This is a genomic window from Novosphingobium sp. BL-A-41-Hi4A-0G (genome assembly GCF_055521735.1).
This window is the reverse complement of the sequence record NZ_JBVFVU010000002.1, coordinates 77,289-99,037: the sequence shown is the minus strand read 5'-3', so window position 1 is coordinate 99,037 and position 21,749 is coordinate 77,289. Positions and strand designations below refer to the sequence as shown.

The 21,749-nt window shown below is 66.4% G+C and carries 18 protein-coding genes; 11 read left to right on the top strand and 7 right to left on the bottom strand.

Features of this window, described 5'->3' with window-relative positions:
• Positions 1–110: 110 nt before the first annotated feature.
• From ACZ1JX_RS18140 to ACZ1JX_RS18130, 3 genes are read right to left on the bottom strand one after another with little or no spacing between them, the layout of a single operon-like run.
• Positions 111–881 carry a TIM barrel protein gene (locus tag ACZ1JX_RS18140; RefSeq protein WP_465126749.1) on the bottom strand — a complete coding sequence of 257 codons (771 nt, stop codon included), beginning with the start codon at positions 879–881 and terminating at the stop codon, positions 111–113.
• A 4-nt stretch (positions 882–885) separates the two neighbouring features.
• Positions 886–1,884: a sugar phosphate isomerase/epimerase family protein gene (locus ACZ1JX_RS18135; RefSeq protein WP_465126748.1), complete on the bottom strand. Its 999-nt coding sequence runs from the start codon at positions 1,882–1,884 to the stop codon at positions 886–888.
• 15 nt (positions 1,885–1,899) lie between these two features.
• A complete protein-coding gene (locus ACZ1JX_RS18130) occupies positions 1,900–2,286 on the bottom strand; it encodes a C-glycoside deglycosidase beta subunit domain-containing protein (RefSeq protein WP_465126747.1) in 387 nt (128 codons plus the stop codon).
• A 125-nt stretch (positions 2,287–2,411) separates the two neighbouring features.
• Here ACZ1JX_RS18130 and ACZ1JX_RS18125 point away from each other — a divergent pair, with 125 nt between their 5' ends.
• The 7 genes from ACZ1JX_RS18125 (at position 2,412) to ACZ1JX_RS18095 (ending at position 10,291) form a co-directional block, all read left to right on the top strand.
• Complete coding sequence (locus ACZ1JX_RS18125; RefSeq protein WP_465126746.1) at positions 2,412–4,031, top strand: GMC family oxidoreductase; 1,620 nt, start codon at positions 2,412–2,414, stop codon at positions 4,029–4,031.
• Positions 4,032–4,197: 166 nt separating this feature from the next.
• The gene (locus ACZ1JX_RS18120) at positions 4,198–4,632 is read left to right on the top strand and encodes a RidA family protein (RefSeq protein WP_465126745.1); all 435 of its coding nucleotides are present in this window, start codon (positions 4,198–4,200) and stop codon (positions 4,630–4,632) included.
• Positions 4,629–6,176, top strand: coding sequence for a flavin monoamine oxidase family protein (locus ACZ1JX_RS18115; RefSeq protein ID WP_465126744.1), 1,548 nt, complete (start codon positions 4,629–4,631; stop codon positions 6,174–6,176). The genes ACZ1JX_RS18120 and ACZ1JX_RS18115 overlap by 4 nt, the downstream gene beginning before the upstream one ends.
• A gap of 260 nt (positions 6,177–6,436) precedes the next feature.
• The gene (locus tag ACZ1JX_RS18110; RefSeq protein ID WP_465126743.1) at positions 6,437–7,447 is read left to right on the top strand and encodes a cyanophycinase; all 1,011 of its coding nucleotides are present in this window, start codon (positions 6,437–6,439) and stop codon (positions 7,445–7,447) included.
• Between the two features lie 110 nt (positions 7,448–7,557).
• Entirely contained in the window at positions 7,558–8,577 is a 1,020-nt protein-coding gene (locus tag ACZ1JX_RS18105) for a hypothetical protein (protein ID WP_465126742.1), read from the top strand.
• Positions 8,578–8,592: 15 nt separating this feature from the next.
• The gene (locus ACZ1JX_RS18100) at positions 8,593–9,192 is read left to right on the top strand and encodes a hypothetical protein (RefSeq protein WP_465126741.1); all 600 of its coding nucleotides are present in this window, start codon (positions 8,593–8,595) and stop codon (positions 9,190–9,192) included.
• 82 nt (positions 9,193–9,274) lie between these two features.
• Entirely contained in the window at positions 9,275–10,291 is a 1,017-nt protein-coding gene (locus ACZ1JX_RS18095) for a hypothetical protein (RefSeq protein ID WP_465126740.1), read from the top strand.
• 439 nt (positions 10,292–10,730) lie between these two features.
• On the opposite strand, the gene ACZ1JX_RS18090 is transcribed toward ACZ1JX_RS18095, so the two are convergent.
• From ACZ1JX_RS18090 to ACZ1JX_RS18080, 3 genes are all read right to left on the bottom strand, one after another.
• On the bottom strand, positions 10,731–11,969 hold the full coding sequence (locus tag ACZ1JX_RS18090) for a replication initiator protein A (protein ID WP_465126865.1): 1,239 nt from the start codon (positions 11,967–11,969) through the stop codon (positions 10,731–10,733).
• 340 nt (positions 11,970–12,309) lie between these two features.
• On the bottom strand, positions 12,310–13,416 hold the full coding sequence (locus ACZ1JX_RS18085; protein WP_465126739.1) for a ParB/RepB/Spo0J family partition protein: 1,107 nt from the start codon (positions 13,414–13,416) through the stop codon (positions 12,310–12,312).
• Positions 13,417–13,484: 68 nt separating this feature from the next.
• Positions 13,485–14,687 (bottom strand): AAA family ATPase, encoded by a 1,203-nt coding sequence (locus tag ACZ1JX_RS18080; protein ID WP_465126738.1) that lies wholly within the window; start codon positions 14,685–14,687, stop codon positions 13,485–13,487.
• A gap of 535 nt (positions 14,688–15,222) precedes the next feature.
• Between ACZ1JX_RS18080 and ACZ1JX_RS18075 the strand changes: the two genes are divergently transcribed.
• The 3 genes from ACZ1JX_RS18075 to ACZ1JX_RS18065 are packed head-to-tail and all read left to right on the top strand — an operon-like array spanning position 15,223 to position 19,405.
• Positions 15,223–16,941 (top strand): MFS transporter, encoded by a 1,719-nt coding sequence (locus tag ACZ1JX_RS18075; protein WP_465126737.1) that lies wholly within the window; start codon positions 15,223–15,225, stop codon positions 16,939–16,941.
• Positions 16,938–18,029, top strand: a complete 1,092-nt coding sequence (locus ACZ1JX_RS18070) for an HlyD family secretion protein (protein ID WP_465126736.1) — start codon at positions 16,938–16,940, stop codon at positions 18,027–18,029. The genes ACZ1JX_RS18075 and ACZ1JX_RS18070 overlap by 4 nt, the downstream gene beginning before the upstream one ends.
• On the top strand, positions 18,026–19,405 hold the full coding sequence (locus ACZ1JX_RS18065; protein WP_465126735.1) for an efflux transporter outer membrane subunit: 1,380 nt from the start codon (positions 18,026–18,028) through the stop codon (positions 19,403–19,405). The genes ACZ1JX_RS18070 and ACZ1JX_RS18065 overlap by 4 nt, the downstream gene beginning before the upstream one ends.
• A 3-nt stretch (positions 19,406–19,408) precedes the next feature.
• Here the strand turns inward: ACZ1JX_RS18065 and ACZ1JX_RS18060 are convergent, their stop codons facing one another.
• Positions 19,409–20,254, bottom strand: a complete 846-nt coding sequence (locus tag ACZ1JX_RS18060) for an SDR family NAD(P)-dependent oxidoreductase (RefSeq protein WP_465126734.1) — start codon at positions 20,252–20,254, stop codon at positions 19,409–19,411.
• Positions 20,255–20,400: 146 nt separating this feature from the next.
• Between ACZ1JX_RS18060 and ACZ1JX_RS18055 the strand changes: the two genes are divergently transcribed.
• On the top strand, positions 20,401–21,558 hold the full coding sequence (locus ACZ1JX_RS18055) for an LLM class flavin-dependent oxidoreductase (protein WP_465126733.1): 1,158 nt from the start codon (positions 20,401–20,403) through the stop codon (positions 21,556–21,558).
• The last annotated feature ends 191 nt before the right edge of the window (positions 21,559–21,749 follow it).

Genomic DNA, 21,749 nt, shown 5'->3' with positions numbered 1-21,749 from the left:
CCTTCGCCGGGGCGACGGGAGTTTGGAGAATGGGCTGGCAGCCCCCAACCGCCACCTTAGCCCTCTCCGCTTCAGGGGAGAGGGCCCCGAGAGGGGACTTTCAGCGCAGCCTAGGCGCAAAGCCCGCGAATATACCCGAACGCCTCGGTCGAAGGCTTCGTCGGCTGCAGTTCCAGCCCGACCGTGCCCTTGTACCCCACGCGTTCGAACATCGCCAAAGCGCCCGGCCAGTCGATCTTGCCAGACCCCGGCTCGCCCCGGCCCGGCGCATCGGCCACCTGCACATGCACCACCTGATGCATCGCCGCCGAAAGCGCGGCCTCGGGGTCTTCGCCTTCCACCACCGAGTGGTAGAGATCGTAGAGCACCTTCACGCGCGGGTGCGCCACCATGTCGGCCACCACCACGCTATCCTCGGTCGTCGAGCACAGCACGCCCGGATGATCGAACCGCGTGTTGGCGGATTCGAGCAGGATCGTGACGTCCAGCTCCTCGGCAATCGGCACCAGCTTGCGCAGGGCATCGGCAAAGATCGAAAGCTGCACCGGACGCTTGAGCCACGGCACCCCGCGCCCCGATGTCACCACCACGTTCGTACAACCCAGCGACTTCGCCGCCGAAGCCGCCTCGCGGAACACTTCGAGGAAACCCTCATGCGTGGCAGGGTCGACCAGCTGCGTCACATAGTCCGCCACCGTGCTGACCAGTTCGACGCCATGGGTCTCCAGCGCCGCCTTGATCGCCCCCAGATCGCGCCCCTTGAGCAGGAACAGCTCGACCTTGCGGAAGCCCACTGCCGCTGCCGCCGCAATGCGGTCCTCAACCTTCTCGCCCGCTTCGGTGAAGCCGTATTCGAGATTTACCGAGAGATCGAAAGCCATCGCCTCAGGCCCCCCAGATGCGGCGGGCCATCGCCTGGTGGCGGCGGACCTGCTCGAAGGCATCGCGCGTGTCATAGGCATGGCCTTCCCATTCGGAGACCATCGTGCCGGTGAACCCGCCGTCCTTGAACAGCGGCAGGATCGTGTCGTAGTCGATCGCTTCCTCGACCAGATCCTCGCTCACGCCATAGAACTTGCCGTGGATGTGGATCGTGCGATCGACCAGCGCGGCCCAGCTCTTCGGATCGTGGTTGGAGAGGATGAAGAACGCAAGGCACGCCGCCTGAATCTCCATCGGCCCGTGGCCCTTCGCCACGGCCCATTCGCGCAAGCGCCCGGCCTTCTCGTGGCTCATGCCACCTTCCAGCCAGACCTCTTTCAGCTTGTCGAGCAGGTCTTCCTTGGCCCCCTTGTCGCGCGCGGCGTCGAGCATCGATTCCGGGATACGGCTCGCCGTGCCGCCGAAGTCGGGAATCCAGCCGAGATAGGGCGTGTCCAGCTTGTCGTACATCTCGCCATAGGCCTGCACGGCGGGGTGCCCCGCCCACATCGGCGCGTGCACTTCCACGCCCATGCGAATGTCCAGCTCTTCGGCATAAGGCGCGATTTCGGGCAGCAGGTGCACCGGCAGCGCGAACTGGTAGCGGACCAGCGAAAAGCCCATCTTCTTGGCCGAGCGCAGCTGGCGCTTGTGATATTCCACCAGCGCCGCATCCTCGATCGGCTGCTGGCCGGGCTTCAAAAAGCGGTCCGAGTTGATCGCGCACGAAACCGGGTTCAGCCCCGTCTCGGCGATCATCTGCTTGAATTCTTCGGCAAACTTGTCCGAAACGTCCGGAAATTCGCGGAAGCTCTGGAAGCCGATGATCTCGATGTTCGGCCCAAGCCCGCGCTTGGCGACTTCAGCCAGCAGCGTATCGAGTTCGAACTGACGGGTCAGGAACTCGTTGGTGAACGAATAGAGCGTGACGCCAGTTTGCGGGCCGGTTGCGGTCGTGGTCATTATGCCGGTCCTCTCTCAGGCAGCTTCAACAGTGAGCGTCGACGTCTGCGGATTGGTCCGCTTCATGCCGGGAATGTAGGGCGGGCTGACGAACAGATTCAGCGAGACCTCATGGGTCGAACCCGCGTTGGCGTTCAGCGATGGCAGCACCAGGAACGCCGAATCGCGCACGAACCAGAAGGTGTCCACGCGCTCGCCATTGTCGGAAAGCGCCCATTCCTCGCCTTCGTAGGAAATGCGCGCATCCGAAAGATCCACAGCCTTTCCATCGATCGTCAACGGCCCGACCTCGACCACCGAGAACGGCAGCGAGCGATACCACGGCAGGCGCATCGCCAGCTTCAGCCCACCCGCCGTAGCGGCAAGCCCTTCTTCCCCGATCACCCGTTCGACTGGCAGCACGTCTCGCTCTCCCGCTTTCAATTAGAATTGGTCTTCTAATCATCGCTTGACACGCGGTCAAGCGCCCGGCAGATAAAAACCGAACTTCAGTTCTATTTTAATTTGAGGGCGGGTGCCAAGGGGTCATGGCGGAATTCGATTACATCATCGTCGGCGCAGGCTCGGCAGGCTGCGTTCTGGCCAACCGCCTCAGCGCCGATCCGCGCAACCGCGTCCTCCTGATCGAGGACGGTGGCGACAACCAGCATCCCTTCATCAAGATGGCCGGCGGCTTCATCAAGATCATGGGCAACCCTGACTATTTCCGCGTTTACCAGACCGAGCCGCGCGAAGGCATGCGCGCCGGCATCCATACTTATGGGCGCGGCCTCGGCGGCTCCTCGGCGATCAATGGCACCTGGTATCTCACCGGCATGCCGAAGGATTTCGACAGCTGGACCGCGCAGGGCCTTCCCGGCTGGGGCTGGTCTGACATCGCCCGCTGCTACCGCAAGTTCGAGGACTACCGCGACCCCGGAGCCCACCCCGGTCGCGGCCACGGCGGCGAGCTGCAGGTCACCGCTTCCACCTACCAGTCGCCGGTGTTCGACGCGCTTGCCGCAGGCTTTGAAGCGCAAGGCATGCCTTGGCTCGATGACATCACCACCCCCGGCAAGCAGGGCGTCGGCCGCAGCCAATATACCGTGGACCGCAAGGGCGTGCGCGAAAGTGCCTACAAGGCTTTCGTCATGCCGATCCTGACGCGCCGCAACCTCACCATCGCCCAGCACACCGCCGTCTCGCGCGTGGTGATCGAGCAGGGCCGCGCCACCGGCGTCGTTACCCACGCCCACGGTGAAGAGCGCATCCACACTGCGCGGCGCGAAGTTATCCTTTCAGCAGGCGTCTATGGCTCGCCGCACCTGCTCCAGCTCTCGGGCATCGGCGCTGGCGCAGCGCTGAACGACCTTGGCATCCCGGTGATCAAGGACCTGCCGATGGTTGGCCGCAACCTGTCCGATCACACCAAGTTCGGCGTCTCGTTCGACCTGACCAACCACCCCGGCACCAACCGCGAATTCTTCGGCTGGCGGCTCTATCGCAACGCGCTGCAGTATTTCCTCACCGGCACCGGCCACCTCGCCCGGGTCGGCATGCCGCTGACCGGCCTCTACGCCAGCGAGGGCACCGACAAGGACTGGCCCGACCTCCAGGTCGCCGCCGCGCCATTTGCCATGCGCACCGTGAACGAGATGGCCGCCCGCCCCGGCAGCCCCCTCACCCCCAATCCTGGCCTGACTTTCTCGGGCTACCACCTGCGCCCCAAGAGCCGCGGCTCGATCCGCCTGACCTCGCCGAATTACCGCGACGCCCCCGTCGCCGACGCCGCGATCTGGGCCGATCCTTCCGACAAGGCCAAGAGCCTCGAACTCTTCCGCCTGTTCCGCGCCATCGCCGCGTCCGAGCCCTTGAAGCCCTTCATCGGCACCGAACGCATGCCCGGCCCCGACATTCAGGACGAAGCCGCGATCCTCGCCGAGCTGGCGAAAATGGTCGAAGTCGGCCTCCACGGCACCGGCACTTGCGCCATGGGCACCGACGCGACGACCTCCGTCACCGACGCCCGCACCCGCGTCCACGGCATCGGGCATTTGCGCGTGGTCGACTGCTCGATCATGCCCACCCCCGTCTCCGGCAACACCAACGGCCCCGCCATGGCCGTCGCCGAACGCGCGGCGGAGATGATCCTGGAGGATGCGGGCTGATCGCCCGGTCGCGGCGCCAAACAAAGGTGCCGCGACCGACATTGTAGTTCGCCGCAATCCATGAGACCTTGCGCCAACAGGGCATCAGGGGGTTCTCATGAGAGCACGAATTGCATCCGCGTCGTTCGCCTTGCTGGCTTCTGTCCTATCGCTGGCAAGCCCGGCCATGGCCCAGATCACGCGCATCGCGCCTGAAACCTCGCCCATTGCCTCCAGCGTCGCCGTCCCGCCCGGTGCCACCACGGTCTATATCAGCGGCGCGCTTGCCGCAGAATCGAACATGGCCGCGCCTGCAGGCAGCGTCGAGCGCTACGGCGATACCGAAACCCAGACCCGCTCGGTGCTGAAGCGCCTTGCCGAAGCGCTGGCCGCGCAAGGCATGGGGCCGCAGGACGTCGTGATGATGCGCGTCTATCTGGTCGCTCCTCCAGGGGCCAAGGCCATGGACTTTGCCGGCATGATGAAGGCCTACAAGGAGATGTTCGGCACCCCCGAACAGCCCAACAAGCCCGCGCGCGTGACGGTCGAAGTCGCAGCGCTCGCCGCCCCGCAATTCCTTGTCGAAATCGAAGTCCAGGCCGCCAAGGTCCTGACCAAGTGACCTCGCGCCGCGCCTTTCTCGAGGCGATGGGCAAAGCGGGAGGATACAGCGCAGCCTTCCTCTCGATGCGCGCATTGGGCCTGCTGTCGATGCCGCGCGCCTTTGCCGGCGTGCCGGACCTGCCCACCGGATCGGGCAAGGGCAAATCGGTGGTCATCCTCGGCGCAGGCATGGCCGGGCTGACCGCCGGGTACGAACTGGGCAAGGCGGGCTACGCCGTCACCATCCTTGAAGCGCGGGACCGCATCGGCGGCCGGGTCTGGACCATCCGCGGCGGTGACCGCGTCGTGCAGGATGGTCGCGCCGACCAGATCTGCCAGTTCGACGACGGGCTTTACATGAACGCCGGCGCGGCCCGCCTGCCCACCGAACACCACGCCGTGTTCCACTATGCCCGCGAACTTGGCGTGCCCCTCGAAGTCATGGTCAACGTCAACCGCTCCGCCGTGGTCGATGCGGGCGGCGAGACCGTGTCGCAGCGCCGCGCCGTCAACGATACGCGCGGCCATATCGCCGAACTGCTCGCCAAGTCGATCGATCGCGGCGCGCTGGACCGGGAATTGACCGCCACCGACAAGGAGATGCTGCGCGCCTACCTGACCGACTGGGGCGCATTGTCCGAAGGCGGCAGCTACAAGGGCTCGGACCGCGCCGGATACAGCCGGCTCCCCGGCGGCTATGACGATCCGGGCAAAGTGCTCGATCCGCTCACGCTCGACCAGCTGATGAAACACGGCGATTGGGGCGCGCCTGCCGTGTTCGAGGAAACCTTCGACCAGCAGGCCCCGATGTTCCAGCCCGTCGGCGGAATGGATCGCATCGCCCATGCGCTTTACGACAAGATCAGAGACCGCGTCCGGCTGAACACGGTGGTCACCGGCCTGCGCAATTCGGATCGCGGCGTCACGGTCACGCTGGCAGGGGCCGCGCCCGTCACCGCAGACTATTGCCTATGCACCCTGCCCGCCAACTACGTGGCCAAGCTGACCAAAGATTTCAGCGCAGCAAAAGTCGCCTCCCTCGCCACCGCCACCTATATCCCATCGGCCAAGGTCGCATGGGAAGCCCCGCGCTTCTGGGAGGAGGAAGGCATCTACGGCGGCCTTGCCTGGACCGATGCCGCAAACACCCTCGTCTGGTATCCCAGCGGCGGGTGGAACAGCGCCAGGGGCATCCTGATGGGCGCCTATACCTACGGCGGCCGCCCCAATTCCGTCGCCTTCACCCACATGGCCCACGCAGAACGCTTCGCCATCTCGCGCGACGTGATCGAGCGCATGCACCCGGGCAAATCGACACTGCTGACCAAGCCGCTCACTGTGGCATGGAACGAAACCCGCTACAGCGGCGGCGTCGGCTGCCTTTGGGCCGACGAGCAGCGCCAGACCGACTATCTCGAGCTGTGCAAACCCGAAGGCCGCATCTTCTTCGCCGGCGAACACCTCAGCTACATCCCCTTCTGGCAGGAAGGCGCAATTCTCTCGTCCTACGAGGCGATGAAACTCCTGAGAGAGCGCACCGCAGCCGACCGAATTTCAACCTGAATCACCTCACGAGCGAAAAAAGACGCGTCCCAGGTAACCCACCCAAAACGCACCGTCGTCCCGGACGTGATCCGGGACCCCGCTTTTTTCGCCACCCCCGCGCCACAGAAAGAGCAGCGGGATCCCGGGTCAAGCCCGGGACGACGAGAGCGAGGGGGCGACGCCAACGCCAACGCTCTCGCCACCCTTGTTGCCCACCCCCATTGCCTCGCCCCGCACAGCGCCCTTACCCTGCCCCCGCAACCCTGACGGGAGCCCGAATGCCGCGCCTCATCGCCCTCGTCCTCTCGCTGTTCCTCGCCACCCTCCCCGCCCTCGCGCAGGAGGGCGAACGCCCGCTCGAGCGCTACACCTTCGGCGATGTCGCCTCCCCCACCACCAGCCGCCCTGCCCCCGGTCTGCTCCTCATGGGCGGCGGCAAGCGTGACGCCACCGCGCTCCAGTGGTTCTTCGCCAAGGCCGCACGCGGCCACGTCGTCATCATCAGCGCGTCCTACGGCAAGGATATGGGCGAGGAATTCTTCCGCACCGCCAATGGCCCCGCCTCGGTCGAAGTGCTCGTCTTCCACGCCCGCAGCCAGAGCGCCGATCCCGCCGTCCTCGCCAGCCTCGCCCGCGCCGATGCCATCTTCATCGCAGGCGGCGATCAGGCGCGCTACGTGCGGTTCTGGGGCGGCACGCAAGTCACCCGCCTGCTCGATGCCCATGTCGCGGCGGGCAAGCCCCTGGGCGGCACCAGCGCCGGTCTCGCGGTGCTGGGCGAGGCGCTCTACGGCGCGATGGACGGCCACTCGATCACCAGCGAGCAGGCCCTTGCCGACCCGTTCGGCCCCGGCGTGACGATCGAGCGCGATTTCCTCCACTTGCCCCTGCTGTCGGGCGTCATCACCGACAGCCACTTCGCCCAGCGCGACCGCCTAGGCCGCCTGCTCGCCTTCCTCGCCAAGGCGCAAGGCCTGACCGGCAAGCCGATGATCGGCCTTGGCATAGACGAGGACGCCGCCCTCATGGTCGAACCTGACGGCACCGCCCGCCTCGCCAGCCCCCACCCGGACGGCGCAGCATCGATCGTCGACGGCACCCCCTTGCGCACCATCACGCCCGGCGTCCCGCTCGAAAGCCCGCCCGTCACCGTCACGCTCGCCGGTCGCGGTTCGGTCGTCCACCTGCCCTCGGGCCGGGTCGATGCGCCACTGGATCGTCGGCAGTATCAGGTCACGGGCGGAAAGCTCGTCCGCCTGTCGCGCGGAAATGTCGCCCCGCGCGAGTGAAATCTGCATCACACCAATACTGCAACATTCGTCGCTGGCATGATCGCCCACCGCCCGTAAACTGCCGCCGATGTCGGAACTTTGCGGAGTCGGCAACAGGGGGACGAGACATGACGGCGATCACGCGCACGGCCTGCGGCATGGCGATCGCGCTTGCGTTGTGCGGGGGCCACCCCGTCACCGCATCCGCGCAGGAAAAGCCGCCCGAACCGGCCACGGAACTGAGCGAATTCGAAGCCATGGTCGCCGTACTCGCACCCGAAGTGGCGCGCAACACCCCTGCCCCGGCGTTCAAGGCGGAGCAGGCTTCGATCTACGTGAAGCCCTATCTCGCGGACGATACGAAGTGGGAAAAGGCCGCAAGGACAACGTGGTACAGCGGCCAGATCCCCGCCGGCTTCCCCTCCACCGGCACGGTCGAAGTGCTCTACCTGTCGCAATGCACGCCTGAGGCTTTCGCGGTCGACTGGATGAACAAAGGCGAATGGTCGCCCGACATGAGGGCCGCTGCCGAAACCGCGCTGATCCGTCAGGCGCTGGTCGCCAGGGGGCTCGATGCCGCCGCCGCTGCCCAACTGGCGCCTGCCAAGCTCGAAGCGCGAGCCACGTCCCAATGGAACCGCGATAAGCCGGACCCCGCACTCAAGACGCTCAACGCCGCACTCCAGTCCGCCTACGAAGCTGGCAAGCTCACGCAGCGCATCGCGGTGTTCGAACCGTTCTGCCCGCCCACCCAGCGCGGCACTTATGCGCAGGCCGCCGAAAGGTATCAGGCAACCGTGGCAAAGTGGAAAGCCTCGGACGGCCCCGTACCGCCGCCGCCCCTGCCACCCCCGCCGCCGCCACCGCCACCCCCTCCGGCCTATTATGCGGCCATGGTTGCACCGGTGGATTTCAGGATTCCTTCCGGCGCGGAGGTCTGGATCGCCTCGGAATTGACCGCACGCATCTGCGAGATGAAGACCGGAGCACCCTATCGCCCTGCCTGTGGCGGCTACAAGCTATACGGCACGGGCATGACCCTCACCGGTGTCCGTTATCGCTTCTACATGGAACGCCCCGGCAAGGTGCCGAAGCAGGGCACCTTGAACCTCAACCTGCTGCCCCGTCCCATCGATCTCGGGGAATAGAACAAGGCCAAAGCCATGACGCCGCTCGAACGCTTTCAAGACCTGTTCAAGCAGTTTGGCACCGTGGGCGCACTTGCCGCCACCGGGGCTGCGATTGCCCCGATCATCGGTGCGGCCTCGGGCCTTGCCCCGCCGGGCGCCGATGACCTCTCGTTCGTCACCGCCACCCTGACCTTCCTCACCGTGGCCATGCTGTTCATGTTCCTGCCGCGCACCCGCAAGGGCTTTGCCCGGGTGTTCATCGGCGGGACCACGGCGTTCGCGCTTGCCCTGCTCGCGCAGGTCTATCTGCACATGAAGTTCGTCGTCTCGGTGCCGACGATCGAGCAACCGCTGGTGCTGGGCTGCGGCTGGAAGCCGCTGGTCGCCAAGCTCGCCCGAAGCATGGAGGAGATCGACGCAACCTCGCAATGCCCCGGCGATTACCAGTGGCTGCTGACCAGCGCAGACAACGATCCCGGTCAGGTCTGGACCGCGTCGAGCATCTCCAACATCCAGACCGCCCTTGTCGTGACCTGGGTGCTGATCTTCGTGTTCTTTGCCGTGGCAGTGGGCTCCTTCGTCGTCTACAACGGGCGCCAGAAAGGTCGCCGCCCCGCCGAGCCGGCAGGCTGAGGCTTTTCTCACCGGGCACTGGCCCCCAAAGGCCATCAAAGCACGTGGACTGAAAGGGGACTTTCAGTCTATAATCCTGTCCGTGGCCACCCCTCCCCTCCCCCTCACCGCAATTGCCTGGACGCCCGCGCTGGCCGACAGTCTGGCGGAGGCATCCGCCGCACTGGCCCGTCTGGACGCCCGCGTTTCGGCCAGTCCCTTGCGCCCGGCCTGGCTCCTGCGCGCCTCGTGGGCAGGCTATGCCGCCGCGCTTGCGCTGCAGCAGTCGCCGGTCGAGGAAATCGACATTATTGCCGAGCGCTGCGGCCTGCGCCTCCCCGGCCGCGCCCTCGTCCGCACCGAGGACGAACCCTTCGCCGCCTACGAGTCTTGGGCCGCCCTCCTCACCGAACCCGATGGCCGCCACTGGGCCGATGGCCAGCCCTTCACCTTCGATCCGCCCGCTGGCTGGCGCGAGGCCCCTGCCCTGATCCGCGCGCTCCACCTGCTCGACGCCGCCGCGCGTGCGGACCGCACCGTGGCCCCGTGGCTCGCCTTCCCAATGACCTTGCGCCGCATCGGCCTCACCCGCACCGCCCTGCCCTGCATGGTCCCCGGAGACGCCGCCCAGCGCTTCGCCATGGACCCGCGCCCTGTGCTCCTGCGCCGCCTGCTCAGGACCGTCAGGAAGCAGGCTGAGGACGGTCTGGAGCGCCTTGACCGGCTTGAGGCTACCGCGCGCCGCACTGCCCGCGCCATCGCCGCTGAGCACCGCCCCGGGAAGCTCGCAGACCTCGGCCGGATTGCTCTCGCCCGTCCCTGCCTCGCCGCCCGCAGCCTCGCTCGGCTGACGGGGCTCACTGTCTCGGGCGCAGGCAAGCTGCTCGAACGCGCTACCGCCCTGGGGCTCCTCGCCGAAGTCTCCGGCCGCGGTTCCTGGCGGACCTACGTCGCGCCCGATATCGCCATATCCCTCGGCCTGCGCAGCGCCGAACGCGGGCGTCCGCCTTCGGTTTCGACCCCTGCGCCCGAGGTCGAGGCGATCCTCCAGTCGTTCGACAGCGAGATGGCCGATATCGAGGATCGTCTGCGCAAGCTGGGCATTGCGGTCGAGGATTGACCCCTTCTCCCCTTATCCCGAAACAAGCGAAGTTTCCTGCGCTGTTAGAGGCTTTTATAGGTAGTTAGAAAAGTTAAGCTCCCCGCTGGCGTCTCCGACTCGCCATGTTCCGGCGATTCGCGCCAAACCTTGCGTTCCCGGAATGTCGATGCAGCGTTCCCGAAGGATCGGCGGATTGTTCCTGATAGGTCGAAGCATCGTTCCCGGAGTGTCGAAGGTCTGCAAATCGGCGTTCCTGATGTATCGACGGTCCGGAAATGCGGTGTTTGAGCACCTGCGATTGAATCACTTTCCAACAGAACTCCAACAAGGACGTTCAAATTCTGTGGAAAGCGCGAGCGCGTTGGAACAGGCAGGGATCAACGGCAAAATGCGCCCGACACTTCGGGAACGGCGCGGCTTTCGGAAACGACATTTTGCGAACGCAGGCCCTACGGCATCAGCGCCGCAGCGTGTGGCCGTGCTTCTCGTGGTGGCGCTTGACGAAGCCGATGAAGGCCTTCTGCCAGTTGGCCGGAAGCCGCGCGGCATCGGCGTTGACCCACTTCTCGAACTCGGCGTGGAGCGCGTGAAGGTCCCAGCCGGGGCACGTGGCGCGCAGGGTCTCGATGGTCTCGTCGGTCATGAGCCCGCGCGTCGCCGTATCGCTTAAGCCCGCCACCGCGCGCCGGATCAGTGCGGATGCATCGACGGTTTCGGCTTTGGCGGAGTCTTGGCGCGAGTGTTTCCCCGGGGAAACACTCTTGCGCGATGGGCCTTCGACAAGCTCAGGCTGATCGTATTCGGGGGCAGGTGCGGGCCGTGCGAATTCAGGGTCTGGCTCGAACAACGTCCGCTCATCCTGAGCCTGTCGAAGGATGCCAGCCCCGCCCCCCTCTCCGCGTGGCAGCGCCCGCTCGGCCCCGTCCTTGCCGTCAATCCGGCGCATCCGCAGCATCGGTTCGCCACCCTTGGCGGTTTCGACGCTGAGGCCGTAGCCGGGCAGCGCGTCCTTTTCGGCGAGCTTGAGGATCTCGAACTTGAAGCGGCGGTATTCGCCTTCCGCGCCGGATTTCTCGAACAGCGTCGGCATGGAGATGGCAAAGCCCTCTTCCCCTGCCCCGCCCGCATGCTTGCGCGCCACCTTGTAGAGCCAGCGCTCGCGCCCGCCGGTGATGTTGAAATAGGCGCGGTCGATGGAGAGCACGCCGCCCTTCATCATCACGCCTTCCCAGAACCAGTTGGACAGCTCGATGGTCATGCCGCGTGAACGTTCGGTCTTTTCATCGACCAGCTGCGTCCAGCCATCGAGCCAGGAGAAGGTCGCCTCGCGCCTGTTCTCCGCACGGATGTTGGTCTTGATCGTCGTCGCCACCAGGCGGTCGAGCGATTGCCCGAGCAGTTCGTAGGCGCGGCCCGTGGTCGGCCTGCCGATCGCGCGCAGCAGGTCGTAGGGCATGAGATGCAGCTTGCGCGGCACATCGTTCACCCCGCGCCGCGCCATGTCGGCCAGCACGCTCGCGCAATAGATCAGGATGTCGGCATCCCAGATCGTCGCCATGCCATATTCGGGGCTGGCCGAGACGTGGACCCACAGCTTGCCGTCGGGCGAGGTGTAGTCGATCGGCTTGACGCGCTTCGACTTGGCGAGGCTGAAGAACGGCCGCTCCATCATCTCGCGCTGATCGCGCATCGGCATGTCTGCCACATAGGGCAGGAACAGGTCGAACTGCTCGCCGGATGATGCGGATCTGGATGTGCTGGCGCGGGTCAAGGGGAGGGGGCTTTCGGGCGTGTTTGGCTTCGCCGAACGCGCCTTCGGCTCGTTTCCCCGGGGAAACGTAGCGAAGTGAAGTTCTGCGTAGCTAAACAGGCAGAAGGGTTGGGGAATGGGGTGAGTCTGTAGCGAGGCCTGTGCCGTGTTCCGTGATGTTTCCCCGGGGAAACACGTGTCCTGATGAAAGGGGCAGGGGCGCGTGCCAAGAGTGTTTCCCCGGGGAAACACTCAAACCTCGCAGCGCTCCTCCCCCCCTGTTCCATCAGAGCAGGATGCTCCGGCCCTCGTCCTCGAGCTCGGTCAGGGCTTCGCGCGCCAGTTCGAGGAGGGCGTCGAGGTGCATGCCTGAGCCTGCGTGGAAACGCAGGGTTACGCCCTGCCGGTTGATCGAACGCAGCGTGATGGCGGGGCGTCCGCCGCGGCCATTGATCACGATCTCGCGGGGAGGGCCATCGGCCTTGGGCGCAGACGCGGCCATCAGGCGCGCGATCACCTCGTTTGCCGGGATTGCCGGATCGCCCGCGTTGCGCCGCTCGTCCTGCAAGCGGGCGATGGTCTTGGCCTCGCGCAGGATGCCGGGGGCCAGCTCGCGATTGTCGAGCGCATGGGCCAGCGGGTAGGCGGGCTTGAGCTGGACGTCTGCCGGGCTGGCGAAGGCCGCAACCACGGCGTCGGGCAGGGATGCCACCTTCAGCATCTTGGAAAGCCAGCCTTTTGAGAGGTTTAGCCGTTCCGCCATGCGGGTGAGGTGGGCGCCGTAGTGGTCATAGAGCGCCTGCGCATAGTTGCGCGCGCGTTCGAGATCCGAGACGTCCTTGCGCGCGCGGTTTTCGAGATCGGCGAGGCGGAAGGCGGCTTCGTCATCCAGCTGGGCGACTTGCGCCACGAACTGCATGTCCGGATAGGAATGGCGGCGGAGCCACGAGATCGACCAGTGGCGGCGGGTGCCCGCGATGACTTCGTAGTCATGGTCCGGATCGCCATCGATGCGGCGGACGACGGCGGGGACCTTCTGGCCGCCTTCGGCAATGATCGAATCGATCAGCTCGCGGCAGGATTCGACCGAGAGGTGTTCGTAGGAACGGGCATTGCCCTTCCACACCCGCACCCGCGCCGGATCGAGCAGGAGCTGCGTGACCTGCCGCACTTCGCCCGAGGCGACCCGCGCCAGCGCGCTCTCGCGGCCGAGCAAGGTGGTGCCGCGCAGGCGTTCGTGGCGCGCGGCCGGAGTGGGGGAAGGGGGCTGCGCCGGTTCCTCGGCCACGACCTCGACCGCGCCGCCTGGGCCATCAGGCGCGGCGGACTTGGTCTCGATGGCTTCCTCGTCCGCCAGTAGGGCGGCGAGATAATCGGATTGCTTACGCGCCATGAATCACCTCTTTGCGAAAGGCGCGGAACATAAAGTGAACATTTCCGTGTAGGAAAGCGGAAACACCCTCACGCATGGATCACGTCCTCCTCCCTTGCCGGGGCGACGCGGCCCCAGCCTGCGCGGACGAGCTGTTCGATCTGGCCCATCGCCTCATCAAGGTTGGCGCGGCAGCGCTTGTGGGTGCGCGGGGTGCCGATCGGCTTTTCGAGTTCGTAGACCGTCATCATCCGTAGCGCTGCGTGGCTGATCTCGGCGCTTTCGAGGATGGGCACCGGGAGCAGGGCGGGGCCGAAGGTCTGCTCCATGATCGTACGGACCATTTCGTGGCTGGGATCGCCGCCATCAAACTTGGAGCAGATCAGGCGGACGAAGCTGTAGTCCACCGCGATGCCCGCCTCGATCAGCTGGGCGATGACCTGGTCCATCATCGAGAGGAACTGCACGGTCGAGCAGAAATCGGGTGTGGTGGCAGCCAGCGGCACAAGCAGGGCATTGGCCGCCTGCATCACTGCGAGCGAGATGGTGCCGAGCGCGGGCGGCGGATCAAGGATGACGATGTCATAATCGCGCGCCATGTCCATCAGTCCGGCCTTCAGCTTGCGGAAGCGCGCGGCGAGGACCGACTGGCCATCGGCCCCGGATGCGGCAAGTTCGTACTCCACATCGAACAGTTCGAGGTTCGAGGGGATCAGATCGACATTGGGCCAGGGCGTGCGCTTGACCGCGTAAAGCAGGTCAGTCTGCGTCGGGTCGATCGAGAGATAGGGATAGAGCGTTTCGTCGCGCGTGATGTTGAAGTGCGGGTTGAAGCCGAACAGCGTGGTCGTCGTCGCCTGGCTGTCGCAGTCCACCACCAGCACGCGGTAGCCCTGCACGCCGAAATAGTGGGCGAGGTGGGTGGTGACGGTGGACTTGCCGACGCCGCCCTTGAAGTTCTGCACCGCGATGATCGCGGGCACATCGTCGGGTGCGCGGGCAGGGGAGGCGCCAAGCACTTCGCGCATGTGCATCAGCTCTTCCATCGAATAGCCGAGCCGCCGCCCGTTGTCGCCCGCAGGGGGAGGGGGCAGGCGGCCATCGTCTTCGGCCATGCGGATGCGATTCGTCGAACAGCCGAGCAGCTGCGCGGCCTCGGCAATGCCGATGCGGACATTGAGTCCCTTGCGACTGTCTGGCAGGAAAGCCTTGCGGCGCAGGCGCTCGATCATCTTCTCGCCCGCTGAGGCAAGATCACCGATCTGGCTGACTATTGAATTCTGATCCGACATCGCCCGCCTGTTTGAAGCTGTTTGGGCGAGTGGTTAACCGATTTCCTTCAATCGCGCAATGCGGTGGTGAAACATCTCAAGCACGCTGATGTCGCGTCATTGGACGCGCAATCGGGGTGCGAGTCCAGCCGTTGCGGTGGAGTGTTTCTCGATCCGATGGGGCGTGCAAGCCTGTCGTTGCGCGAGGCGCGAGGGCGTGGGTCCCGGCCTACGCCGGGACGACGGGGGTTTAGGGAGCGGGTTCTGCGTCGCCCCGGCGTAGGCCGGGGCCTATGGCGGTGCGGGTTGGTTGGGCGGTGAGTTGGGGGCGCGGGGCTGCGGGGTGGTGGTGTTTGCGCGGCGTTGGTGTGGGAGCGCGAGGGCGCGGGGGCCCGGCCTTCGCCGGGGATGACGGGGTAAAGGGGGCAGGATTTCTTCGCTGGGCTGGAACGTTCAGCCCTGTTGGGAGTTGTCACGCGCAGGCGCATTTCGTCTTGCGGTGGGCTGGGGCTAGCCGGACGCGGCGGGGGGCGTTTCGTCCGGACAGGCTTGGATCTTGGCACAGGGAAGCATGATGGCTGAGGCTGGAGCCTACGAGTTCAAGCCCCATGAGAGACCGACGCTGCCCGGTTCGCCCGCGAACCCGGATCATCCCGCGCGCCGCCGCGTGGCCTATGCGGCCATCGGTGTGCTGATTGGCCTTGCGGGCGGCCTTGGCAATGCGCTGATCGCGGTGAACCTGCCGTTTGCGCAAGGCACGCTGGGGCTGGGGCCGGACGAGGCGGCGTGGCTGACAGCGGCCTATCTCATGACCAATACCGTGGCCAATCTGGTGCTGGTGAAATACCGCCAGCAGTTCGGGCTGCAGCCGTTCATCCGCTGGATGCTGGGCGTCTATGTGGTGGCGACGGTGTTCCACCTGTTCGTCCACGGCTTCTGGTCGGCCATCGTGGTGCGGGCGGCAGGGGGACTTGCGGGCAGTGCGCTGTCGACGCTGACCATCCTCTACCTGATGCAGGCGATGCCTGCGGCCAAGCGGCTGGCGGGGCTGATGATCGGCATTTCGGTGCCGCAGATCGCAACGCCGCTGGCGCGGGTGGTCTCGCCCTCGCTGCTGATCTCGGGCGACTGGCACATGCTCTACTGGTTCGAGCTGGGGCTGGGACTGGCGAGCCTCGCTGCGATCCTTGCGCTGCCGCTGCCGCCAAGTGAGCGCAGCAAGGCCTTTGAGAAGGGTGACGCCTTGAGCATCGCGCTGCTGGTGCCGGGAATGTCGCTGCTGATCGCGGTACTGACACAAGGGCGGATCGAGTGGTGGACGAGCCGGGCGTGGATGGGCTGGGCGCTGATCGGCGGGCTGGTGATGGTGACGAGCGCCTTCGTGATCGAGCACTTCCGCCGCAATCCGCTGATCAACACGCGCTGGTTGGGCACGCGTGAGATGGTGCGGCTGATCGGCATTGCTGCGGCAGTGCGCGTGCTGCTTTCGGAGCAGGCCTTCGGCTCTGTCGGGCTGCTGACCGTGGTGGGGATGACCAACGAGCAGATGGTCGGCCTCAATCTGGTGATCATAGCGGCTTCGATTGCGGGGCTGGTGGTGGCGCTGCTGACGATCAATCCGGAAAAGCCGGCGCGGCCGATTTCGATCTCGCTGGTGCTGATCGCGATTGCCGCCTTCCTCGATATGGGGGCGACCAACCTGACGCGGCCCGAGAACTTCTACCTCAGCCAGGCGCTGATCGGGTTCGCCTCGATCCTGTTTCTGGCACAGGCGATGATCATTGGCCTTGCGCGCACGCTGCTGGCGGGACCGCGCAATTTCGTGAGCTTTACCGTGCTGTTCACGATGAGCCAGTCGCTGGGCGGACTGTTGGGTGCGGCGCTGCTCGGCACGTTCCAGGTGGTGCGCGAGAAGATGCATTCGGCCGAGCTGGTGCAGTCGATCGTGATGACCGACCCGCAAGTGGCGGCGCGGATTGCGGCGGGCGGGCGGCTGGTGGCGCGGGCCATCGGCGATCCGGTGCTGCGCAATCTGCAGGGCGCCGGAATCCTTTCGCAGCAGGTGACGCGCGAGGCCAACATTCTGGCGTTCAACGACATGTTTCTGCTTGTCGGCGTGCTGGCGGTGCTGGCGGCGATCTGGTCGTACTTCGAACGCTGGCGGATACAGCGCAAGGGCGAGGAATCGCCGCTGGTCACCTTGCAGAAGCTTCAGATGCAGGCCGCCGCGGCGGCGGCGAGACCTTCAACCACCCCCCAAAGGACACCCGAATGAGCGAGACCGAAGCCGCGCCAGCCTCAGGCGCTGCCCCTGCTGACGGCTGGAAGCCGCCGCGCCCGAACCGGGGGCGGTTGGCGCTGATTGCGCTGGCGGTGCTGGGCGCGGTGATTGCGGTGCTCTATGCGTGGCACTTGCCGCCGTTCGCGGGCCTCTCGCAATCGACGGACAACGCCTATGTCCGGGGCAAGGTGACGGTGATCAGCCCGCAGGTCAGCGGCTATGTCACGCAGGTCTTCGTCAAGGACTTCGCCCGGGTGAAGAAGGGGCAGGCGATCGCGGTGATCGACCAGCGGCAATACCGGGCCAAGGTCGAACAGGCGCGCGCGAACCTTGCGGCGCAGGAAGCGGCGCTGGCCAATTCGCAGCAGAGCGAACGGTCACGCAAGGCGGCGCTGGGCGGGCAGGACGCGGCGATTTCGAGCGCGCAGGCCAACCTTGCCAAGGCGCGGGCCGACATGGCGCGGGCATCGGCGCTGGTCGGCGATGGCTCGATCTCCGAACGCGAGCGCGACCAGACGCGCGCCGCGCTGCTGGCGGCAGAAGCCAGCGTGCGGCAGGCCGAGGCGGCGCGCGGTGTGGGCGAGCAGGACGTGAAGAGCGTGATCGTCGGGCGAGGGGGCCTGGCGGCCTCGGTCGAGGCGGCGCGGGCGCAGTTGCATGCGGCCGAGGTGGACCTTGAAAACACCGTGATCCGCGCGCCCGAGGACGGGCAGCTTTCCGAAGTGGGCGTGCGGCTTGGGGCTTTCGTGACGGCGGGGACGCAGCTGCTGTTCCTCGTGCCCGACGAGATCTGGGTGATCGCCAACTTCAAGGAAGCGCAGACCGCACAGATGGCGGTGGGGCAGGTGGCGAAGTTCACCGTCGATGCGCTGGCGGGCGAGGAATTGACCGGCAAGGTTGAGAACATTGCACCGGCTGCGGGGTCCGAATTCGCGGTGCTGAAGGCCGACAATGCGACGGGCAATTTCGTGAAGGTGGCGCAGCGGATTGCGGTGCGGATCAGGGTCGATCCGGGGCAGGCACTGGCGAAGCGGTTGCGACCGGGGATGTCGGTTGAAGCGCGGGTGGATACCGGGTCATGAGGCGCGCACTGCTTGGCGCGGTGGCTCTGCTGGCGGGTTGCGCCGGGCCGCAGGTGAAGACCGCGCAAGTGCCGCCGGTGGAGGCACCGGGGGCATTTCGGGTTGACCTTGGTCCCGGGGTCCCCGTGACAGCGGAGTGGTGGCGCAGCTTTGGCGATCCGCAGATGGCGGCGCTGGTGGAAGAGGCGCTGGCGCGCAATGCCGATATCAACATTGCCGCGGCGCGGGTGCGTGAGGCGCGGGCGCAGCAGGATCTGGCGCGCTCGGCGATGTTGCCCTCGTTGGACGCAGCCTTGGGGGCAACGGATTCGCGCACGATCAGCCCGTTCGGCACGCCGGTGGTACAGCGCGCCGCGCAGCCGCAGTTGCAGGCGGCGTGGGAAGTGGACCTGTTCGGGCGCCTGTCGGATCAGGTGAGCGCTGCGCGGTCTGGCTGGTTGGCGAGCCAGGCGGCGCGCGATGCGGCGCGGCTCTCGGTCGCCTCGGCCACGGCCAATGCCTATGTCACGCTGCTGGCGCTCGATGACCGGCTGGCGCTGGCCCGGCGCACGGCAGAGACGCGGAAGGGCTCTCGCGACCTGATCAGGCGGCGGGTGGACGTGGGCTATTCGCCCAAGCTGGAATTGCAGCAGGCCGAGGTCGATTATCAGGCGGCGCTGGTGCTGGTGCCCGCGCTGGAGCAGGCGCTGGCGAAGGCGGAGAATGCCCTGAGCGTGCTGGCGGGGCGGGTGCCGGGGCCGGTGGAGCGGGCCGAGGGGCTTGCCGCGCTGACCAAGCCGCCGGTGCCTGAGGCGCTGCCGTCCGAATTGCTGCGGCGCAGGCCGGATGTGGCGCAGGCCGAGTACCAGTTGGCCGCGACCGACAGCAATCTGGCGGCGGCGCGCAAGCGGTTCCTGCCATCGCTGCGGCTTTCGGCATCGGCGGGGGTGGCGTTCTCGAACCTGCTGGCGAACCCTGTCGGGCTGTGGTCGATCGGCGGGAGCATTCTGGCACCGCTGTTCGAAGGCGGACGGCTGCGGGCGGGGGCCGAAGCGGCTGGCGCGCAGCGCGATGCGGCGGCATTCGGCTATCGCAAGGCGGCGCTGACGGCGTTTCGCGAGGTCAACGATGCGCTGGCCTCGGTCGAGGGGCTGGACCGGCAGGTTGCGATCCAGACGACGCAGCGCGATGCGCTGGCCGAGGCGAACCGGCTGGCGGGCAATCGCTATCGCGAAGGCTATTCGCCGCTGCTCGAACAGCTCGACACCCAGCGCGGGCTGCTGAGCGCGGAGCTCGCGCTGATCCAGGCGCGGGCCGATGCGCTGAACGCACGGGTAAGTCTCTATCAGGCGCTGGGCGGCGGTTGGTCGGCGCAGGACCTTTCCGCCGCGCAATAGGGCTTATTCCACCGCGACCTGGCGGGCGATGTCGGGCATCTGCGGGGGCGTCTGGCCGGTGAGGAAGGCGGCGCGGGCCTGCAGCATCGCTTGCGCCATTTCGGGGTGGGTGAGGACCCAGAACCTGCCTTGCGCCATCTGGGCGAGGATCAGGGCTGCCGCCTCGTCAGGGTCCATGCCGTGTTCGCGCATCATCGCGTCCATCGCGGCGCGGTGGCCTTGCGCGCTGGTGGGCTCGCCGGTGTTGTTGGCGGCATCGAAGATCGCGGTGCGGACCGGGCCGGGGAGGATCGAGCTGACGCGGATCGGCGCGGCCTTCAGTTCCATCTCGAGATGGAGGCATTCGCTGAACGCCTGCACCGCGTGCTTGGCGGTGATGTAGGCGGTCTGCGCGGGCATCGCACCCAGCGCGCCGACCGAGGCGACATTGCCGATCCACGCGGGCTCGCCGCCTTCGAGCATGCGCGGCACGAACGCGCGCACGCCGTGGATCACGCCGCCGACGTTGATCGCCAGCGTGCGGTCCCAGCGATCGGCGGGGATGTCCCAGGTGTAGCCGACGGTCTCGATCCCGGCGTTGTTGACTAGCAGGCGCACCGCGCCGTGGCGCTGATAGACGTGGGCGGCGAGGGCTTCGAGATTCTCCGCGCGGGAGACGTCGCAGGCGAAGGCCTCGGCGCGGCCGCCGCTGGCGACGATCCCGGTGGCCACGCTCTGCGCGCCTTCGAGGTTTACGTCAGCGGCGACGACGATCATGCCGAGCGTTGCGGCCTGCCGGGCAAGGCCTGCGCCGAGACCCGATGCGGCGCCGGTGATCACGGCCACGCCGCCTCTGAATTGCTCTGTCATCGCACTCTCCTCTGGTTATCGGGCAATACGCGGCGAAGCGAGCATATGCGTAACCCGATCGGGTTATGCGCGCGCGTGCTGCGTGCGATAGCTTCGGCTCCGGAACCAAAACGCCCGAGAACAGGGCGGTGCCCGGAGAGAGCGACATGAAATTCTCGATCATCTATGAAGCGCAGATGGTGGACGCGAGCCGCGAGAACGAGCGCGCGGTGTTCCTCCAGATCGTCGAGCAGGCGAAGTATGCCGAAAAGATGGGTTTCGACTGCATCTGGTGCGTCGAGCATACCGCGCTGACGCAGTACGCGCACATGTCTGCGCCCGAGACGGTGCTGGCGTTCATTGCCGGGGCGACGAGCCGCATCCACATCGGCCATGGCGTGGTCTGCCTGCCGCCAGCGATGAACCATCCGGTCAAGGTGGCCGAGCGGATTGCCACGCTCGACATCCTTTCGCAGGGGCGCCTGCACTTCGGCGTGGGGAAGGGCGGGACGCAGCAGGAGGCGGGGACGTTTGGCTATGACCTGAACGAGTTGCAGCCGATGATCGATGAATCGATGTACCTGATCCCCAAGATCATGGTGCAGGACGAGATCGAGCACGACGGCACCTATATCAAGATCCCCAAGCGCCCGATCCACCCCAAGCCGTGGCAGGACCCGCACCCGCCGATGTACATGGCCTGCACGCGCGAGAACACGCTGCTGGCGGCAGGGGCGCGCGGCATCGGCGCGCTGGTGCTGGGCTTTTCGGGGCCAGAGGAGATCGCCAAGAAGAACGCGATCTACCGCGAGGCTTTCCGCACCCGCAAGGCCGAGGATCAGGTGGGCTTCCGTCCGACCGAGCATCTGGCCGCACTCTGCGCCGCGACGGTGCTGGATGACCGCGACAAGGCGCGCAAGATCGGCCTGCGCGGCCAGCGCTTCTTCGCCGAATCCATCGCCTACTGGTATCAGGGCGGGGCCAAGCCGACGGTCGACGAGGACCTCGACGCCGAGGATCATGCCAAGGTGCTCGAGCAGGGCAAGCAGCAGACCATCGCTTACCTTTCGGAAGAGGCGATCCCGGTGGGGGACGAGCATCTTTCGAACTACACCGTGGCGCAGGACGCCTATGGTACGCCCGACGACTGCATCCGCTATGTCCAGCGGTTGAAGGACGCAGGCGCCGACGAGATCCTCTTCATCTTCCAGATGGGCGGCATCCCGCACGACGTGATCATGGAGACCATCCGCAACATCGGCGAAAAGGTCATCCCGCACTTCCGCGCGCTTGAGGCAGCAGACGTGATGGAGGCGGCGGAGTAGGGTTCAGCTCTGTCGGTTCATGGTGCGAGGGCGTGGGCCCCGGACTTCGCCGGGGTGACGTAAGACTTTTCGTTCCACTCTCAGCGTCATCCCGGCGAAGGCCGGGATCCACGTGCTTTCTGTTGGCGCTGGTTGTGAGGTGAGGCGCTGGTCCGGCGGGTTGGTTCTTCCACGGTTGCGTCATGCGGTGA